This window comes from Phytohabitans rumicis (assembly GCF_011764445.1).
Taxonomy (GTDB): Bacteria; Actinomycetota; Actinomycetes; order Mycobacteriales; family Micromonosporaceae; genus Phytohabitans; species Phytohabitans rumicis.
This window is the reverse complement of record NZ_BLPG01000001.1, coordinates 233,301-248,220: the sequence shown is the minus strand read 5'-3', so window position 1 is coordinate 248,220 and position 14,920 is coordinate 233,301. Positions and strand designations below refer to the sequence as shown.

Annotated in this window: 9 protein-coding genes and 1 pseudogene; 7 read left to right on the top strand and 3 right to left on the bottom strand. The window is 72.2% G+C overall.

Features of this window, described 5'->3' with window-relative positions; all coding sequences use genetic code 11:
- The first annotated feature begins 70 nt into the window (after nucleotides 1-70).
- Genes zwf through Prum_RS01115 form a run of 7 tightly spaced genes read left to right on the top strand, consistent with a single transcriptional unit; the run spans nucleotide 71 to nucleotide 9,324 of the window.
- Nucleotides 71-1,459, top strand: a complete 1,389-nt coding sequence (zwf, locus tag Prum_RS01145) for a glucose-6-phosphate dehydrogenase (RefSeq protein ID WP_173073183.1) — start codon at nucleotides 71-73, stop codon at nucleotides 1,457-1,459.
- Complete coding sequence (locus tag Prum_RS01140) at nucleotides 1,456-3,354, top strand: glycoside hydrolase family 15 protein (RefSeq protein ID WP_246277564.1); 1,899 nt, start codon at nucleotides 1,456-1,458, stop codon at nucleotides 3,352-3,354. Before zwf ends, Prum_RS01140 begins: the two co-directional genes overlap by 4 nt.
- A complete protein-coding gene (locus Prum_RS01135; protein WP_173073181.1) occupies nucleotides 3,351-4,628 on the top strand; it encodes an NAD(P)/FAD-dependent oxidoreductase in 1,278 nt (425 codons plus the stop codon). Before Prum_RS01140 ends, Prum_RS01135 begins: the two co-directional genes overlap by 4 nt.
- A 35-nt stretch (nucleotides 4,629-4,663) precedes the next feature.
- Nucleotides 4,664-4,942, top strand: a complete 279-nt coding sequence (locus tag Prum_RS01130) for a hypothetical protein (protein ID WP_173073179.1) — start codon at nucleotides 4,664-4,666, stop codon at nucleotides 4,940-4,942.
- Nucleotides 4,939-6,522 (top strand): GMC oxidoreductase, encoded by a 1,584-nt coding sequence (locus Prum_RS01125; protein WP_173073177.1) that lies wholly within the window; start codon nucleotides 4,939-4,941, stop codon nucleotides 6,520-6,522. Before Prum_RS01130 ends, Prum_RS01125 begins: the two co-directional genes overlap by 4 nt.
- A gap of 12 nt (nucleotides 6,523-6,534) precedes the next feature.
- The gene (locus Prum_RS01120) at nucleotides 6,535-8,343 is read left to right on the top strand and encodes a cation:proton antiporter (protein ID WP_173073175.1); all 1,809 of its coding nucleotides are present in this window, start codon (nucleotides 6,535-6,537) and stop codon (nucleotides 8,341-8,343) included.
- Between the two features lie 18 nt (nucleotides 8,344-8,361).
- Nucleotides 8,362-9,324, top strand: coding sequence for a ketopantoate reductase family protein (locus Prum_RS01115; protein WP_173073173.1), 963 nt, complete (start codon nucleotides 8,362-8,364; stop codon nucleotides 9,322-9,324).
- 224 nt (nucleotides 9,325-9,548) lie between these two features.
- Here the strand turns inward: Prum_RS01115 and Prum_RS01110 are convergent.
- The 3 genes and pseudogenes from Prum_RS01110 to Prum_RS01100 all read right to left on the bottom strand — a co-directional run bounded on the left by Prum_RS01110 (nucleotide 9,549) and on the right by Prum_RS01100 (nucleotide 14,832).
- A pseudogene (locus Prum_RS01110) lies at nucleotides 9,549-10,977 on the bottom strand (cellulase family glycosylhydrolase).
- Nucleotides 10,978-11,500: 523 nt separating this feature from the next.
- Entirely contained in the window at nucleotides 11,501-13,366 is a 1,866-nt protein-coding gene (locus Prum_RS01105) for an outer membrane protein assembly factor BamB family protein (RefSeq protein WP_173073171.1), read from the bottom strand.
- On the bottom strand, nucleotides 13,348-14,832 hold the full coding sequence (locus Prum_RS01100) for a vWA domain-containing protein (RefSeq protein ID WP_173073168.1): 1,485 nt from the start codon (nucleotides 14,830-14,832) through the stop codon (nucleotides 13,348-13,350). The genes Prum_RS01105 and Prum_RS01100 overlap by 19 nt, the downstream gene beginning before the upstream one ends.
- Nucleotides 14,833-14,920 lie beyond the last annotated feature (88 nt).

Genomic DNA, 14,920 nt, shown 5'->3' with positions numbered 1-14,920 from the left:
GGGACGTGGGACGGCGAATCACCCGCGCCGGGCGATGTCTGGGCGCCCGCCGGGCGACGACCGTGGGCCCATGGCTACCGACGCGGACGTCTTCGTGATCTTCGGCATCACCGGGGACCTGGCGAAGCAGATGACGTTTCAGGCGCTGTACCGGCTGGAGCGGCGCGGGCTGCTCAAGGTCCCGGTAGTGGGGGTGGCCGTCGACCACTGGAGCGTCGACGACCTGCGTAAACACGCCGGAGAGGCGATCGAGGCGGCCGGCGAGTCGGTCGAGCCGGAGGTCTTCGAACGGTTGGAGGCGCGGCTGTCGTACGTGCCGGGCGACTTCGATGACAAGACGACGTACCGGCGGGTCGCCGACGTCGTCGGCGACGCCCGCGCGCCGGTTTTCTACCTGGAGATCCCGCCGGTCCTGTTCAGCCGGGTCATCAAGGGTCTGTCCAAGGCCGGCCTGGTACGCGACGGCCGGGTGGTCGTGGAGAAGCCGTTCGGGCACGACCTGGCCTCGGCCCGCGCGCTGGCCGCCGAGCTGCACCAGTACGTCGCCGAGCCGCAGCTTTTCCGGATCGACCACTTCCTCGGCAAGATGGGCGTGGAGGAACTGCTCTACCTGCGGTTCGCCAACACGATGCTGGAGCCGGTGTGGAACCGGAACTACGTCGAGTCGGTGCAGATCACGATGGCGGAGAGCTTCGGCGTCGAGGACCGCGGGCACTTCTACGACCCGGTCGGCGCGCTGCGCGACGTGGTGGTCAACCACCTCATGCAGCTCGTCGCGGGCGGCGCGATGGAGCCGCCGGCCGGCCGCGACCCGGACATGATCAAGAACAACCAGGTGTCGGTGTGGAAATCGGTCCTGGACGCCAACCCGGCCCAGTACGTGCGCGGCCAGTACACCGGCTACCGGGACATCCCCGGCGTGCGGCCCGTTTCGACCACCGAGACGTACGCGGCGCTGCGCCTGGACATCGACAACTGGCGCTGGTCGGGCGTGCCGTTCTTCATCCGTACCGGCAAGCGCCTGCCCGTGACGCAGACCGAGCTGCGGCTGGTGTTCCGCCGGCCGCCCCGGCTCGGGCTGCGGCTGGCGCACGACCGCGCGCCGGAAGCGGACGAGCTGGTCGTCCGGCTCGATCCCACGACCGGGGTGCGGATCCTCCTGGAGGGCCGCCGCGCCGACGCGCCGGGACCGCAGCGGATCGGCCTGGACGCGGAGCTGGCCCGGCAGGGCGGGGAGGGCGCCACGCCGTACGAGGTGCTGCTGGGCGCCGCGCTGATCGGCAACAGCACCCGGTTCATGCGCCAGGACGGCGTGGAGGAGTGCTGGCGGGTGATGCAGCCGCTGCTGGACGCGCCACCGCCCGTGCACGCGTACCCGCCCGGGTCGTGGGGCCCGGACGCGGCGGAGTCCGTCGTTGCCGGCATCGGGCGCTGGCACGAGCCTTGGACCGCGTCGTGACCGCCGTCGAGGAACGGATGCCCAAGGTGCAGAGCGCCGCCGCGCCGACGCCGTTCCCGCCGATCGAGGAGTACGCGTTCCTGTCCAACTGCCACACCGGAGCCCTGGTCGGCCCGGACGGCTCCGTCGACTGGCTGTGCGTGCCGTCGTTCGACTCGCCCAGCATCTTCGGCAGCCTGCTGGACCGGGAGGCGGGCAACTTCCGGTTCGGGCCGTACGGCTTCAACCATCCGGTGTCACGGCGGTACGTGCCCGGGACGAACATCCTGGAGACGACCTGGCGTACCGGTGGGGGCTGGGTGGTCGTCCGGGACGCGTTGACCCTGGTCGCCCGGGGCGGCGCGCCGGACACGGTCACGCCGCACACCCGGCCGCCGACCGACGACGACGCCGACCACGTGCTGGTCCGGGTCGTGGAGTGCACCGAGGGTCGGGTCGAGGTGGAGATGGTCTGCGAGCCGATCTTCGACTACGGCCGGGCGCCGGCGCAGTGGCGGCTGCTCGACGCCGACCAGCACACGGCCGAGGCCACCGGGGCCGGTGCGACGGTCCGCCTCGTCACGGACCTGCCGCTCGGCATCGAGGGCGACCGGGTCCGCGGCCGGCACGCGCTGCGGGCCGGGGAGCGGGCGTTCTGCGCGCTGTCCTGGGGTGACCCGCGGGACGTGCCGCAGACCGTCCAGGAGGCCGAGGCCCGGCTGGCGGACACCACCCGCTACTGGCACCACTGGCTGTCCGGCGCGCGGATACCCGACCACCGGTGGCGGGAGCCGCTGCAGCGCTCCGCCTTGACGATCAAGGGACTGACCTACATGCCGACCGGCGCGACCGTCGCCGCCCTGACGACGTCCCTGCCGGAGACCCCCGGCGGCGAACGCAACTGGGACTACCGGTACACGTGGATGCGCGACAGCACGTTCACCCTGCAGGCCCTGCACTACATGAACCTGGACTGGGAGGCCGACGAGTTCATGCAGTTCGTCGCCGACGTGGAGGCCAACGAGGACGGCGCCCTGCAGATCATGTACGGCATCGACGGCCGCCGCGACCTCACCGAGTCCACCCGGGACGAGCTGTCCGGGTACGCCGGCGCCCAGCCGGTACGCATCGGCAACGGGGCCTACAACCAGCGGCAGAACGACGTGTACGGCGCCGTGCTCGACTCGATCCTGCTGCACAGCCGCAACAGCGAGCGGCTGCCGCGGCGGCTCTGGCCGATCGTGCAGTCGCAGGCCGAGTGCGCGACCAAGATCTGGCAGCAGCCGGATCAGGGCATCTGGGAGGCCCGCGGCGAGCCGCAGCACTACGTGTCCTCCAAGCTCATGTCGTGGATCGCGCTGGACCGCGCGGCCACCCTCGCCGAGATCCGGGGGGACCCGCGCCTGGCGGCCAAGTGGCGGGGCACGGCCGAGGAGATCCACGCCGACATCCTCGCCAACGGCGTGAGCCCGCGCGGCGTGCTGCGCCAGCACTACGCCACCGACGCGCTCGACGCGTCCACCCTGCTCGCGGCGCTGTTCCACTTCCTGCCGCCGGACGACAGCCGGATCCGCAAGACGGTCGACGCGATCGCCGACGAGCTGACCGAGAACGGTTTCGTGCTGCGCTACCGCACGGACGAGACCGACGACGGCATGTCCGGCAAGGAGGGCACCTTCCTGATCTGCTCCTTCTGGCAGGTGTCCGCCCTGACCATGGTCGGCGAGATGCAGCGTGCCCGGGACCTGATGGAGCGGCTGCTGCGCGTCGCCTCACCGCTGGGCCTGTACGCCGAGGAGTTCGACGCCGATACCGGACGGTTCCTGGGCAACTTCCCGCAGGCGTTCTCGCACCTGGCGCTGATCGAGGCCGCCAGCCGGATCATCCTGCACGAGATGCTCGGGGCGTTGGTATGACCACGCGAGTCGTCGTGGTCGGTGGTGGGTTCGCCGGCGTGGCCTGCGCCAACCGGCTCGCCGGCGAGCCGCTGGTGCGTACCACGCTGCTGGACCGCAACGGCTACCACCAGTTCCAGCCGCTGCTCTACCAGGTGGCGACCGCCGAACTCGCCGCCGAGGACGTCAAGTTCGACCTGGCGAAGATGTTCCACCGGCACGACAGCGTCCGGACCCGCACCGCCGACGTGGTCTCCGTCGACCCGGAGGCGCCCTCGGTCACGCTGGCCGACGGCACCACAGTGGACGGTGACGTGCTGGTGCTGGCCGGCGGCGCGCAGCCGAACTTCTTCCACACCAGCGGCGCGGCGCGGTACGCCCTCCCGCTGTACAGCGTCGACGACGCCGAACGGGTCCGCGCCCGGGTGCTCGAGCTGCTGCGCGCCGCCGCCGCGAAGCCGGAACTGGCCGAGGACGGCGCGCTGACGTTCGTGGTCGTCGGCGCCGGGCCCACCGGGGTGGAGACCGCCGGCGCGCTCGCCGAACTGGTCCGGGATGTGATGGAGCACGTGCGCGCGAAGGTGATGCTGGTCGACCTCGGCCACATCGTCCTGCCCGCTTTCTCCGAAAAGGCACACGAGTACGCGGTGACCCAGCTCAAGCGCCGCGGCGTGGAACTGCGCCTCGGCACGGCGGTGAGCGAGGTCGCGGCCGACCACATCGCGCTCGCCGACGGCACGACGATCAGGACGCACCTGGTCGTGTGGGGCGGCGGCGAGATGGCCGCGCCGCTGGCCGCCCGCTCGGGCCTGCCGCAGGGCGCGGGCGGGCGCATCGACGTGCGGCCCGACCTGACCGTGACGGGCCACCCCGCCGTGTACGCGGTCGGCGACGTCGCGAACATCCCGTACGGGGACGAGCCGGCCCTGCCGCAGTTGGGCAGCGTCGCGGCGCAGGCCGGCGACTGGGCGGCCCGCAACATCATCGCCGATCTCGAAGGCGACGGCCGGGAGTCGTTCCACTACCGCGACAAGGGGATCATGGCGATGATCGGCCGCAAGGCCGCGGTCGCCGAGGTCGGCGAGCACCGCCACGAGATGCGCGGCCGCTTCGCGTTCGCGGCCTGGCTGGGCGTGCACGCCAGCCTCCTGGCGAACGCGGGGGCCGAGATGAAGGCGTTCACCACCTGGGCGGAGGAATTCTACCTGCGCCCGCACCACCGCTCGGCGGAACTGCTCGACCCGACCAACGACCAGGTCCCGCCCGTCGGCCTGGCAACTACCCGCGACGGGTAGTCCCCGAGCGGGGCGGACGGGGCCATCCTCCAGCCATGAGGTCATACGAGATGCTGTCTACCGACACCGGACTGGATCGACGACTGATCATGGTCGCCGCCGTGCTCGTCGGCGTGGGCGGTGCCCTGGGATTCGCCGGGCTGGCCATCGGAAGCGGCGCCGTGCTGGCCGCCGGCCGGCGCTGGATGCGGCGCAACGAGGTACACCCGCGCGACATGGCCATGCAGACGTGGCGGCAGACCAGAGAAGCCTCGCGCGCCGGCGCCCAGGCGTGGCGCGCGGCCTCGCCGGCCAACGCGCAGGGACCGGCGTGAGCGAGACCTACGACGTCATCATCATCGGTACGGGGGCCGGCGGCGGCACCCTGGCCCGGCAGTTGGCGCCGACCGGAAAGCGGATCCTGCTGCTGGAACGCGGCGGGTGGCTGCCACGCGAACCGCAGAACTGGCTCGCCGCCGACGTCTTCGTGGACAACCGCTACATCTCGCCGGACACCTGGTACGACCAGCACGGCAAGGCGTTCCAGCCGCAGGTGCACTACTACATCGGCGGCGCCACCAAGCTGTACGGGGCGGCGCTGTACCGGCTGCGCCGGGAGGACTTCGGCGAGCTGCGGCACCACGACGGCGTCTCACCCGCGTGGCCGATCGCGTACGAGGACCTGGAGCCCTACTACACCAAGGCCGAGCGGCTCTACCAGGTGCACGGCGTGCACGGCGAGGACCCGACCGAGCCGCCGGCCAGCGGGGCGTACCCGTTCCCGCCGGTCTCCCACGAACCGCGCATCCAGCAGCTGTCCGACGACCTGGCCCGCGCCGGCTACCACCCGTTCCACGCGCCGTGCGGCATCCGGTTGAACGAGGCCAACATGCCGGAGAGCCGGTGCGTGCGCTGCGCGAACTGCGACGGCTTTCCCTGCCCGCTACACGCCAAGTCGGACGCGGAGGTCTTCGGCGTACGCCCGGCGCTGCAACACCCCAACGTCGACCTGCTGACCGACGCCGAGGCGGTCCGGTTGCGGACCAACGAATCCGGCACCGCTGTCACCCAGGTCGTGGTCGAGCATGACGGCCACGAGGAGCGGTACGCGGCCGACATCGTGGTGGTCGCCTGCGGCGCGGCCAACTCCGCCAAGCTGCTGCTGCGCTCCGCGAACGACAAGCACCCGAACGGCCTGGCCAACGGCTCGGACCAGGTCGGGCGCAACTACATGTTCCACGACAGCCAGGCCGTGCTGGCGCTGTCCCGCGAGCCGAACCCGACGGTGTTCCAGAAGACCCTCGGCGTCAACGACTTCTACTTCGGCGGCCCCGACTTCCCGTACCCGATGGGCAACATCCAGATGGTCGGCAAGTCGCAGGCGGACATGTACCGCGGCGAGAAACCCCTGGAGACCAAGCTCGCGCCACAGTGGACGCTGCACGACGTGGCCCGGCACGCCATCGACTTCTGGCTGTCCACGGAGGACCTTCCGAACCCGGACAACCGGGTCACGCTCGACGGCGGCGAAGCCATCCGGCTCAGCTACCAGCCCAGCAACCCGACCGCCGCCAAGCGGCTCTACCACCAGCTCAAGAGCATGCTCGGACACCTCGGCATGCACCCGGACCACCTGATCCACCGGTTCGCGTACCTCAAGAGCGACATCCCCGTCGCCGGCGTGGCCCACCAGGCCGGCACCTGCCGGTTCGGCACGGATCCGGCCACGTCCGTGCTCGACGTCGACTGCCGCGCCCACGAACTGGACAACCTGTACGTGGTGGACACCAGCTTCTTCCCCAGCATCGGCGCGGTGAACCCGGCGCTGACCGCGATGGCCAACGCCATCCGGGTCGCGGACCATCTGCGGGAAAGGTTGGACGCGCGGGTCCCGACGGGCGCGGCGCGGGGCTGAGGCCGGCCAGCGGTGACGGCTGACGAGGTCCTCCTCGGTGTCGCGCTGACCCTGGTCCTCGCGGTGGGCTCCCAGGTGCTCGCGAGCCGGCTGCGCATCCCGTCGCTGGTCATCCTGCTGCCCGTGGGCTTCCTGGCCGGTGCGCTGACCGACGACGTCGATCCCCAGCGGCTGCTCGGCACGGCGTTCCAGCCGGTGGTGGGGCTGGCCGTCGCGGTGATCCTCTACGACGCCGGGCTCGCCCTGAACCTGCGTGCGATCAGCGCCCACCGCCGCGTCGTGATCCGCCTGATCGCGCTCGGGACGCCGATCACCTGGGCCTTCGCGGGGTTCGGCAGCGCCATGATCCTCGGGCTGCCCCAACAGGCGGCCCTGATGCTCGGGGCGATCCTCGTCGTGTCCGGGCCCACGGTCGTCGGTCCGCTCCTGGCCGTCGTCCGGCCGGCCGAGCGGCTGCACCGGATCCTGCGCTGGGAAGGCACCCTGATCGACCCGGTGGGCGCGATCCTGGGCGCCGTCGTCTTCGGCGCCATCGTCGCGCCCACCCGGTACGGGCCCGGCCCACAGGTCCTGCACTTCCTGGCCAGCTTCGCCGTCGGGCTGGTCGGCGGCGCGCTCGGCACCGCCCTGCTCTGGCTGCTGCTGAACAAGCTGCGGCTCGGCGAGGTGCTCGGCACCAGCGCGCAACTCGCGGCCGTGGTCGCCGCGGCGGCGACCTGCGACGTCGTACGCGACGACACCGGGCTCATCGCGGCGATCGTCATGGGCCTGGCGGCCGCCAACCTCCCCAGCTTCGACATGCCGGCGCGCCGGCCGTTCTTCGAGACCTTCGTCCAGCTCATCCTCGGCGTCCTGTTCGTCTCCATCTCGGCGACCGTGGCCCCGCAAACTGTGCGCCACCACGTGCTGCCCACGCTCGGGCTCGTCGCCCTGCTGGTGCTGGTCGCCCGGCCGGTCGCGGCGTACGTCGCCACCCTCCGCTCGGACCTGAGCTGGGCCGAGCGCGGATTCATCGCGTGGATGTACCCGCGCGGCATCGTCGCCGCCGCCACCGCGACCACGTTCTCGGCGGCCCTCGTCGCCGAAGGCGTCGCCGGCGCGTCACGGATCATGCCGGCGACCTTCCTGGTCATCGTCGCCACGGTGACCCTGTACGGTCTCACCGCCGGACCCGTCGCCCGCCGGCTGGGCGTCACCCGGTCCGTCCGCACCAGGCCACTGCTGGTCGGCAGCGACCCGTGGGTCATCGACCTCGGGCGGGCGCTGCGGACCGCGGGCCTCGACGTGCTGATGTGGGCGGCGACCGACGAGCAGCGCGACCGCGTCGCCCGCGCCGGCCTGGAACTCGTGCCCGACGAGTCGATAGCCACGGCCGCCACCCGCGGCGCACAACTGGAACACGTCACGGCGGTGCTCCTGCTCACCGCCGAGGACGACTTCAACGCGCTGGCGTCGGCGATCATCGACGACACCGTCGACGGCCCCGTCTACCGCCTCCAACCGGCGGCCCACCGCGGCGTCGTCGCCCCGTACCTCGGCTGCGCCATCCTCTTCGCCGCCGGCACCACCAGGCCCGCCGTGGAACGCCGGATAGGCAACGGCGCCACCATCCTGGCCCGCCGCGACGGCGCCGTGCCCGCCGGGCACGAGCTCCTTTTCCGGGTACGCGCCGGCGGTCAGCTCGCCCCGGTCACCGAGGACGGGGAGCCCGCGCCCCAGGACGGCGACACGACGGTGCTGCTCGGCCCAGACCTGTCCAGCGTCCGCGATCCCGGGATCGCCACGACCAACGAGCGCCGCGCCACCATGGAGCCAAGCTGAGCGGGCTATTGTCCGGTCGTGCGGTTTGTGGTGTACGGGGCGGGCGCGGTCGGGGGTACGCTGGCCGGCCTGCTGGCCGACGCGGGGTACGAGGTGCGGCTCGTCGCGCGGGGTGCGCATCTGGCGGTGATCCGCCGTGACGGGTTGCGGGTGCTGTCGCCGGCCGGCTCGCGGACGTACCGGCTGCCCGCGACGGACGCGCCCGGCGACCTGGACTGGCGGCCGGGCGACGTGGTGCTGCTGGGTGTGAAGGGCGCGCAGACGAGCGCGGCTGTCCGCGCCTTGGCGGCGTGCGCGGACTCCGGGACGCCGGTGGTGTGCGTGCAGAACGGCGTGGCGAACGAGCGGACCGCGTTGCGCCGCTTCGCGGACGTGTACGGCGTGTGCGTCATGTTTCCGGCGACGCACGTGACGCCGGGGGTCGTCGTGGCGCACTGCGCGCCGGTGCCGGGGATCCTCGACATCGGACGGTACCCGCACGGCGTCGACGGTACGGCCGAGGCCATCGCGGAGGCGTTCCGGGCGGCGACGTTCCACAGTGTACTAAGGCCGGACGTCATGCGGTGGAAGTACCGCAAGCTGCTGACCAATCTGTCCAACGCGGTCGAGGCGGTGTGCGGCCGGCTCCCCGCCGGTGCGGAGGTGGTGGCGCGGCTGCGGGCCGAAGGGGAGGCGGTGCTGCGGGCGGCGGGCATCGCGTTCGCTTCTGAGTCCGAAGACGCCGAACGCCGCGGCGACATCCTGCGGCGGCAGCCGGTCGAGGGCCAGTCGCGCGACGGCAGCTCGTCATGGCAGAGCCTGGCGCGCGGGACGGGGTCCGTCGAGACGGACTATCTGAACGGCGAGATCGTGTTGCTGGGGCGCCTGCACGGCGTACCGACACCGGTGAACGCGCACGCGCAGCGCGTCGCCAACGCCCACGCCCGCGCGGGTGCGCGGCCGGGCACGAGGAGCCTGGCCGAGTTCATGGCCGGGGTATAGGGCGTGTCTGGCGGATCTTTGTGGGGCTGCGGCGGGCCCAGACGACGACCAGCGGCACCGGTCGGAAGGCCGCATACAACACCGGTATGCGACCTTCCGCCCGGCACCACCGGACGCCGCCTGGACCTCGCCTCGCACCCACAAGATCCACCAGACACGCCCTAGCGACACACCGAGGGCGTCCCTCCACGAAGGACGCCCTCAGTGCCGTACCCGATGAGGTTTTAGCTTGTGGGGAAGTTGTCCGCGGTCATGATGCGGCTGCGCATGAACTGGCCGGACGGCTTGAGCACGCCGTTGCCGCTGTAGTTGCTGCCGGAGCACGTGCCGGGCAGCAGCGCGGCGCTGCTCTCGGTGTGGTCGGAGAACGTCCAGTTCGCGTAGCTGATCTTCAGCGAGTCCAGCAGGTTGAGCCAGGTGGTGCTGCTGGCCTGGTCGAACGGCCCGCTGCCGGTGTAGTCCACGGTGCCGAACTCGGTGACGAACAGCGGGATCCGGCTCGCCGCCCGGCTGACCGCGTCCCGGTACGGGCCCTGGTGCGAGGCGGCGTAGAAGTGGAACGCGTACATGATGTTCTGGGCGTTGACCGGGTTGTTGATGACCTCGGTCTCGTTGCCGCCCTCGGAGATGCCCAGCGAGGACCAGCCGCGGGTGCCGACGATGACGGGCGCGTCCGGGTCGTTGCCGCGGATCACCGGGATGACCTGCTCGGCGTAGCTCTTGATGGACGCCCAGCTCACCCCGTTGGGCTCGTTGGCGATCTCGTAGATCACGTTGTTCTTGCTGGCGTGCCGGGCGGACACGGCGGCGAAGAACGTCCTGGCCCGCTGGAGGTTGTAGTTGGGGTCACCCGGGTCAGGATGTGGAAGTCGATCAGCGCGTACATGCCGCGGGCGGTGGCCATCTCGACCAGGTTGTTCACCTGGTTGGTGAACGCGGTCGGGTTGGTCTCGTACCCCTGCTCCTGCACGTACATGGAGATGCGGAACACGTCCGCCTTCCAGTCGTTGGCCAGCGCGTCGAGCGAGGCGTTGTTGTAGCAGCCGCCGAACCACTGGATGCCGTGCGTGCTCATGCCGCGCAGCTGGATCGGGCGGTTGAACTGGTTGCACAGGTTGACGCCGCAGACCCGGAGCTGGCCGTTGATCGCCACCGGTGTGGTGCCGGTCGGCGGGGCGGGGTGGTCGGCCCGGTCGTGGGCGTGCCCGTGGTCGGGCTGGTCGTCGGGGCGCCGGTGGTCGGGCCGACCGCGCCGGTGCAGGTCGTCCCGTTGAGGGCGAAGCTGGCCGGTACGGGGTTGGCGCCCGACCAGGAGCCGGTGAAGCCGATGGAGGTGGCGCCGTTGGTGGCGAGGTTGCCGTTCCAGCTGTAGCTGGCGGCGGTGACCCGCGTGCCGGATTGGCTCCAGGTGGCGTTCCAGCCCTGGGTGATCCGCTGGCCGGTGTTCGCGAAGTCGAAGCCGAGCGACCAGCTGGTGATCGGGTCGCCCAGGTTGGTGATCTTCACGTCGCCTTGGAAGCCACCTTGCCACTGGCTCACGACGGTGTAGTCCACCCGGCAGCCGGTTGCCGCCGCGAAGGCGTGTGGCAACACCGCGGCCGTGAGGGCGGCCGCTACCGCGCCGGCCGTGAGGAGTGCGGCGGAGCGCCTCATACAATCCCCTAGATATCGAAGGAAGTCACTGGGAGCGCTCCCATCTTCACCCGCCCCACCCCCACCTGTCAAGGCGATCGATTTCCCCACCTCCGCCCGCACCCCCGCCGCCCCTTTGCGCTGCCCGCCCCGCCCTTTGCGCGTCGATCAAGGGCGAATGGCCGTGCTTTGATCTCCAAACCACGACCATTCGCCCTTGATCGACGTGGAATTCCTTGATCGACGAGGGCTGCGGGAAGGGCGGCGCCACTGTGGAGAGGGGTCCTCGATCGCGGACCGCGTGGGCTAGCGCCGTGCGGGCGCCGTCCGCGCGGGCTCGGCCCGCATCGGCACGACCCGGCCGTTCGCCACGTCCCTGGGCCGGCACGCACCCGCCGTGCCGTGCTGCGTCGCGCCGATCAAGGATTTCTCCGTCGATCAAGGGCAAATGGTCGCGGTTTGGAGATCGAAGTACGGCCATTTGCCCTTGATCGACGGAGAGAGGGGGTGCGGCGGGGGCGGGGCGCGGGTGGGGAGGCGGGGGTCAGGTGGGGAGGTGCCAGAGGCGGAGGGTGGAGCCGGCGCAGGCTAGGTGGGTGGCTTCCCAGGCGCAGGCGGCGGGGTCGACGGACGAGCGGCCGAGTGGTTGGCGGGTCCGGTTGGACGGCTGGAACAGGGCGAACGCGCGTTCGCGTTCGCCGCGCTCGCCGATGGCGCCGGCGATCAGCAGGACGCGTTCGCCGTCGAGGGGATAGCCGCGCACGTCGGGGTACGTGGCGAGCACGGTGCCTCGCTGGTCGAGCAGGACGGTTTCGGTGCCCGACCACACCACGACCGTGCCGTCCGGGCCGCCGAACGCCCGGTCCCGCGCGCCGGTGAGCCGCCAGGCCACGCGGCCGGTGCGGGCGTCGTACGCGCGGGCGCCGGTGGCGTCGGCGACGCAGATCCGCTGCCGGCCGCACGGCGCGGCGGCCACCGTGCTGGGCTTGCCGGTGGGGGCGGTCCAGACCGGCTTGGTGAGATCGTCGGTCGAGTAGGCGACGACCCGCGGGCTCGGTGCGGTCAGCGTCCACAGGAGAGTGTCGCCGAGCAGCCAGATCCGCTGTGCCCCGCGGGTCAGCCGGGGCTGCTGGCCGAGCACCGCACCGTCGCTCGGGCGCAGGACGCGTACCGTGCCGTCGGGCTCCAACTGGACGAGCGCGCTGATCGGCGCGAGGGTGCCCGGTTCGGTGGTCCGCCCGTACAGGCCGGTCTTGGCGGGGTGGCGGCGGGTCCACAGTGCCGCCCCGGTCGTCTCGTCCAGCGCCGCGATCGTGGCCTTGGCCGCGTCGAGCAGGATCATCGCGTTGCCGAACGCGCGCACCGTGCCGGCCGGCTTTGTCCAGAGTGGATGGCCGTCGTCGGCGCGCAGGGCGGTGCTCGCCACGCCGTCGTCGACGAGCAGGACGCGGGACGAACCGCTCAGCCGGACGGAGGCGGGCATCGCATCGCCGTCCCGCCGCAGCTGCCGGCTCCAGCGCCGTTCGCCGGAGTCCCGGTCGACCGCGGTGACGTTGAGGATGCCGGGGGTGCCGGTCGCGAAGTACGCCCGCCCGCCGGCGAGCAGCGCGGCGTGGCCGGCGAGGGCGGTGCCCGGCAGCGCGAGGACCGGCCAGAAGGTCGGCTTGGGCGCCACGCTCAGCGCGATGGCGAGCGCGACGACGGCGGCGCACGCGACAGCGGCCCGGCGTACGCGGCGCCGGCGGCGGCCGGCGGGAGGCAGATCCGTCGCGGTCCGGCGCCCGACCGCCAGCCGGAACAGCAGGCCCGACCCGATGACCAGGCCGACCAGCAGCGCCGTGTGGACCGCCGTCACGCCGACGGCGATCGGGGCCAGCACCGTGGCGGCCAGGTGGAGCACGTACGCCACCATGACCGCGCCGCCCACGAGGAGCGCGGCCAGTCGCAGCGCGCGGGCGTTGACGGTCGGCTGCCGGTACTGCCGGACCACGGCCAGGCAGGACACGAGCAGCACCGGAACGGCGGCGACCGCCAGCCAGGTGGACGTCGCCGGCAACGCCGGCTGTACCCAGGCGCGCAGCGGGTCGACGATGGCGGCCAGCGGTGCCGGGGCGTGGCCGAGGTGCTCGGCTGCGCGAGCCACTCCGTTGACGAACGAGGGGCTGGGCGTGGTCCAGGTCCGGACGGACGGGATCTGGCCGACGAGTTCGACCATGGCCAGGACGGAGAGGGTCAGCCAGGGCAGCGTCACCGCCCCGGCGGCGTCGCCCTCCCGGGCGAGCACCGCGCGCGCCCATGCCCCGGCGAGCCAGGCGAGCGGGTTTCCGCCGGCCGAGCCGGGCGGCGTCGACGTACGCGCGGACGAGCCGAAGTCGGCGGGGACGGCGGGATTCATCGCGTCGGTTGCCACAGGAACTCGACTCCGCTGACGACGACGGATTCGCCCGGCGAGCAACGCTTGGTCTCGGTGTGGTCGGGTGAGCCGTTGTGGGTGTAGCTGATCTCGATCCGGGCCTGCCGGGACAGCAGGCCCTCGCGTACGCCGCGCACCCGGCCGCTGCCGCCGATGCCGGCCGTCGCCTTGCTGATCGTGCCCTGGCGCCCGCTGAGCGGCATCGTGGTCCGCTCCCGGGTCGCCGGTGCGGTCGCGACCAGCGCGCCGAGCATGGCGGGGCGGAGCCGGCCGCGTACCAGCGTCCGGCCGAGGAGCACCAGCAGCACGGCACCGGCCAGGAAGCTCAGCCACCAGAGCGGCCGGCCGTGCTGGGCGGTGCCCCGGATGTCGCCCGCCCCGCCGGACAGGCGCGGCTCGAACGTCATGCCGTCCGCCGCCAGCGCGTCGGCCCAGGGGGTGCTCGCCCGACCGGAGAGGCTGAACGTGCCCTCGACCGACGTGGTGTCCCACGGCTTCCAGGTCGGCGCGCCGGGGTCCCACTCCACGGCGAGGGTGACCGAGGCGGACTGGTTCGGCTCGAGCGTGACGGTCGTGTCCGGCGGCCGTACGGTGACGTCCGGACGGTCCGACGACACCACCAGGTCGCGTACCTCGATGGGGATGTGCGCGGTGGTCGACCGGAGGACCACCGTCAGCTCCTGCCGCCCGGCGCGCAGCCGGCCGGCCTCTGGCGGCCATGTCACGACGACGCCCCGGGTCAGGTCGTCGCCGAGCCGCTGCCGCGCCTTCACCGCTTGGACCTTCCGCTTGGGCTGCTCCAGCAGTTGGGTGGCGCGGTCGATGGCGGTGGGGTTCAGCACGACCGTCCCGGGTACGACCTTGCTCAGCAGCTTCGCGCCGGTGGCGCCCGCGAGCGGAATCGCGTACCCGCTCAGCGAGTCCTTGGTGAGGCGCTGCGCCGTGCGGCGCAGCTGATCCCAGGCGTAGCCCTTGTCGAACGGATAGGGGCTGCCGCGCTTCGGGTCGTGGATGCCGTCGGTGAGCAGGACGACGGTGGCGATGGTGGGTGCGCCGTCCCGGCCGAGCAACCGGATCGCCTGCTCCAGCGCGAGCCCGATGTCGGTGTTGGTGCCGCGTGCCTCCTTGGGCAGGCGGTCGACGATTCGCTGCGGGGACCGCCCGGCCGGCCCCGTCCACACCGCGGTCGCGCGGGCGTCGAACGTCACCAGGGAGACCTGGTCCTCGGGTGCCAGGGCGGCCAGGAAGCTGAGCAGCCCGGTCTTCACCCCGGCGTACCGCGCGCCCTGCATCGACGACGAGGTGTCGACCAGGACGATGTAGTCGGCCGCGACGCTGTCGATGCCCAGGGCCCGATGAATGTCGTCAGTGGACGGACCCGCCGCTGCGGGACCGGGCGCGGCGAGGAGCAGGGCGCCGAGCGCCAGACCGGCCAGTACGGCGCGAGGGGCGTACGAATTCATGCGTGAGCCAATCCATCGGCGGGCCTGCACGACAATGGCAGGTAATCCTATTCGCGTTCGTGGGATGGTGGAGGCAGACTAAAGCGTC

What these genes read in the sequence shown, in the direction of transcription:
- zwf (WP_173073183.1), top strand. Translation starts at nt 71, where the DNA reads ATGGCTACCGACGCGGACGTCTTCGTGATCTTCGGCATCACCGGGGAC.
- Prum_RS01135 (WP_173073181.1), top strand. Translation starts at nt 3,351, where the DNA reads ATGACCACGCGAGTCGTCGTGGTCGGTGGTGGGTTCGCCGGCGTGGCC.
- Prum_RS01130 (WP_173073179.1), top strand. Translation starts at nt 4,664, where the DNA reads ATGAGGTCATACGAGATGCTGTCTACCGACACCGGACTGGATCGACGA.
- Prum_RS01100 (WP_173073168.1), bottom strand. Translation starts at nt 14,832, where the DNA reads ATGAATTCGTACGCCCCTCGCGCCGTACTGGCCGGTCTGGCGCTCGGC.